Genomic DNA, 3,905 nt, shown 5'->3' with positions numbered 1-3,905 from the left:
TAGTAGAAGAAGATGGAAGTGCACTCTGACCCCTGTTTCCCGACCCATGTTTCCCGTTATGACGAGGCCCTGGCCTTCGGCGAGTACGTGCAGCCGATGAAGTCCGACGTGGCCGGCATCTGCCACGACCTGCGCAAGCAGGGCAAGCGCGTGCTGTTCGAAGGCGCGCAGGGTGCGCTGCTGGATATCGACCACGGCACCTATCCCTACGTCACCAGTTCCAACACCACCGTCGGCGGCGCACTGGCCGGCACCGGCGTGGGCGCGCAGGACATCGACTACGTGCTGGGCATCGCCAAGACCTACGCCACGCGCGTGGGCGGTGGCCCGTTCCCGACCGAGCTGGACGACGCCATCGGCCAGGGCATCCGCGACCGCGGTGCCGAGTACGGCGCCTCCACCGGCCGCCCGCGCCGCTGCGGCTGGAGGGACATCGTCGCGCTGAAGCGGGCGGTGGCCATCAATGGCATCTCCGGCCTGTGCATCACCAAGCTCGACGTGCTCGACGGCATGGAGAAGCTGAAGGTGTGCATCGCCTACGAATACCGCGGCAAGCGCACCGAATACGCGCCGCTGGACGCGCAGGGCTGGGAAGAGTGCACCCCGGTGTACCTGGAGTTCCCGGGCTGGAGCGAGAACACCCACGGCATCACCGTGTGGGACGAACTGCCGCCCGCCGCCCGCGCCTACCTGCGTGCGCTGGAGGAACTGGCCGGCTGCCCGATCTCCATCGTCTCCACCGGCCCGGACCGGGATCACACGATGGTGCTGCAGGATCCGTTTGCGTGACGCGTCGTGTTGGAGCCATCAGGCTGACGAAATGAAAGCGAGGCGCTGGTCGCCCCGCTGCTCTTTGCAGAGTGACAGTCGATAACCTGGTGGCATTCGATAACTGCCTTCGGTGTCAGTGTTCCGACTTATCAGTTGGTCACCATATCCGCGGGCGCCGCACGCTTTCCCATTGCCGCTTCAATCAGCGCGAGCAGGTTCTGCTGGCGTTGAGCGCAGAAGCTGTCGAAATCGTCGGCGCGTAGGGCGTCCACCGGAATGCGATGACTGGCCAGTAGCGCGTCCATGCCGCTGTTATCCAACTGGACTTGCTTGTGGGCCTGCAGGGCGGCCAGATAGCTGGAGGGAGCGGAGCCGCCGATCATGCGGTTTGCCTTGTAGGAGATCGGCGTCTTGTTGATGATCGAGTCGTAGCGCCGGCGCGGGATGTTCTGCTTCTCGCACCAGTCGCGCGGGAAGATGTGGTGGATGTCCAATGCCACCTCGTCGGCCTCCAGGTCGCGAATACGCGACTTCCAGAACAGGTCCTGCGCACCTTCGCGCAGTACCAGCACGTTAATGCCCTTGTAGGCGGCGCTCAGGCGCGAGGTCAGCGAGGCGAGGCGGTCGATCTGGAAGGTGGCGTCGGCAATTGTGCGCGGCGGTTGGTCATCATGCTCGATCCAGCTCAGCAGCTCGTCGACGTCATTTGCGATGCGGGTCTCCACCGCGCCGCCGTAGAGTTCGCCCAACACGCCGCACCAGAACCACTGCGCCAGCTTCTGGTGGATGCGCGGCTCGCGCCAGTGCTCGTCGGCGCCGATCAGTGCCAACACCGCCGCCAACGGCGCCAGCTGGGTGCGGTAAGGCAGGTCGCGTGGCGCGGTGAAACATTCCTGGCGCAGGAACTTGGCCGCACGCAGGAACCCTTGTTCAACCGGGTCAGCCCAGCGCCTGTAGGCATCCAGCGGTAGTTCCAGCACCGATGCGCGCTTGGCGCTGACCGGGGCCACTTGCTTGCCGGTCTTGCCGGCCTCGATATCGGCACGGCGCTTTTCCAGCGTGTGCAGCATGGTCACCGCCTGCAGAAAGTCGGTGTTCTCCACCCCGCGTAGGATGGGTTCCTTGGCCAGCCGCTTGTAGCGCGAGGACACCTTACGCAGCTCGCTGCCGTACCAGTCGTCGCGCAGGTTGTAGCCATCGGCCGCGTAGCTGGCGGTCACCAGCTCGAACACCGATAGCGGTACGCCGCCGGTGTTGACCTTCTCGAACACCAGGCACACTGCTTCCTTGCTGGTCTCCTTCTTCAGCACGATCAGCGGGATCTGGTACTCGTTGTATGCATCGAGCACCTTTTCTTTGAACTCAAAGAATTGCGCCTGCGCAGCGGCGTTGAACTTGAACAGGTCCTGCAGCCAGCCCATCGCCTCCAGAATCTCCGAGCATGGGAAGTACAGCTGTTTGCATTCCAACTCGCGCGTGGACAGGTCCAGATCCAGCCTGCGGCCGAAATCGCTGCGCTGCTGGCGGCTGCCGTCGGTGGCGATGATGGCCTCGTCCAGCCGGTCCGGGCCGGCCAGGGCGGTGGGGATGTGGATGTAGTAGTGGCGGTCGACCGGCTTGCCTTTGTCGGTGGTGGTCTTGACCGGGCCAGACAGCTTGAGCACCTGGGTCAGCGTCGTCAGACGCTGCTGACCGTCGAGGATCAGCTTCTCCGGCGCGGCCAGTCCTTGCAGCGGCACGTTCTCCACCGGGCGGACCTGGAAGCGCACCTCGCCGCCGGTTTCCAGCAGCATCACTGCGCCCACCGGGAACGAGCGCCCCAGGCTGACCAGCAGGCTGCGCACATGTTCGTCGTCCCAGACCCAGCCGCGCTGGAAATCCGGTAGCTGGATCTTGCCTTGGACGACCTCCTTGAGCAGGTCCTTCAATGGCAGTTTGGTGCTGTCGAATGTGGTCATGGGGTCGCTTCCTTGTGATGGATGGGATGGATCAGGTCAGCTTGTCGCCGCCTTGCGGCCGCGCTTTGGTTTGGGCGAGGCGGCGCGCTGGGCGCGGATGCGTTCCAGCAGCGCGCTGGCCGGTTCGTCGCTGGGGTCCTGCGGTACCAGTTCGCCGCGGAAGGCCTTGGCGAGCAGGCTCTGGGTCAGCGCGTCGATGCGCTGCTGGGCGGCGGTGACCTTGGCTTCCAGTTGGTCGGCGTAGGCGAAGAGTTGTTCGACGCGGCGGACGATTTCGGTTTGTTCGGCAAGTGGTGCAAGTGGAAACGGAAGGGACTGCACGCTTTTTTTGTTCAATGCCTGTTGGTTGTTGCCGCCGCCAAAACGTCGCGTCTCCTCGTATTTCCCCCATAAGTAGTAGTAGAGGTACTCGGGAACACCGTACTCATCATGCACTCGCAGTGCTGCCGTGTTCTGGTTGTGGCATGCGTCAATGGCGAGAATCGCAGGCTGTCCGCGCGTTTTCCCTTGCCCGATCATCGCCAGCATCACGGTCCCAGGAGGGTGTAAGTTCGTGGAAGTTGCGCGGTAGCCCGCTTCGGTAATCTTTTCTTTAGTCGAGCGAATTTTGCAGAACGCGACCTCCGCGCTACTCACCCATGAAATGGAACCTTTCCAAAAATCGGTTCGATCTCTAGCTGGCGTTGCGCCCACAAACACGTCAAATATGATCCCAATCTGGGTGGCTTGCCAGGTTGGAGGAAGATCGTCTCTTAAGTTCGTTGGGTCCAGATTCGGCGTCACGAACTTTCTGCCGCTCCGCTGGTAGTGATCCCGCCATGCCTGCCGCACATCCGTGATGGACGCCGCCTTAGTATCGGGATGCAACTGGCGCCACTCGGCTGTTAGCTCTCCAGAGAATGCTGACTCAAGTACAGACTGTCTGAAGCGCTTAAGGAGGGCGGGGATGGCGTCGATGCGGGCCTTGAGGGTGTCGACCTGGGCCAGCAGCGCATCCAGCTTCTGCGCTATGCGCTTTTGCTCTGCGAGCGGCGCAATACGAAGCTTGTAGCCCTCCACCTTCTTTGGCTGAGCCCGTGTTAGCGAGCCGCCAACGCCAGATACCTCAGCGCAGAGACGGTCCCGAAAAGAGGACTCCTTGAGCCACCCCTGATAACTCGGACACCTGAAAGCGAG

2 protein-coding genes and 1 pseudogene are annotated in these 3,905 nt (G+C 62.9%); 1 reads left to right on the top strand and 2 read right to left on the bottom strand.

The features are described from left to right. Window positions 1-57: 57 nt before the first annotated feature. Window positions 58-789 (top strand): annotated as a pseudogene (locus tag D588_RS24370) (adenylosuccinate synthetase); the annotation flags it as partial. Window positions 790-920: 131 nt separating this feature from the next. On the opposite strand, the gene D588_RS0109320 reads toward D588_RS24370, so the two are convergent. Next, window positions 921-2,729, bottom strand: coding sequence for a DUF262 domain-containing protein (locus D588_RS0109320; protein WP_017915783.1), 1,809 nt, complete (start codon window positions 2,727-2,729; stop codon window positions 921-923). A 36-nt stretch (window positions 2,730-2,765) separates the two neighbouring features. Next, window positions 2,766-3,905: restriction endonuclease subunit S (locus D588_RS26590; RefSeq protein ID WP_232764267.1), on the bottom strand; the 1,140-nt coding region annotated here is incomplete at its 5' end.

This window comes from Xanthomonas sp. SHU 308, from assembly GCF_000364645.1.
In the GTDB taxonomy this organism is placed as follows: domain Bacteria; phylum Pseudomonadota; class Gammaproteobacteria; order Xanthomonadales; family Xanthomonadaceae; genus Xanthomonas_A; species Xanthomonas_A sontii.
The sequence above is the reverse complement of the archived record's forward strand: the minus strand, read 5'-3'. Positions and strand labels throughout refer to the sequence as shown.

What these genes read in the sequence shown, in the direction of transcription:
- D588_RS0109320 (WP_017915783.1), bottom strand. Translation starts at nt 2,729, where the DNA reads ATGACCACATTCGACAGCACCAAACTGCCATTGAAGGACCTGCTCAAG.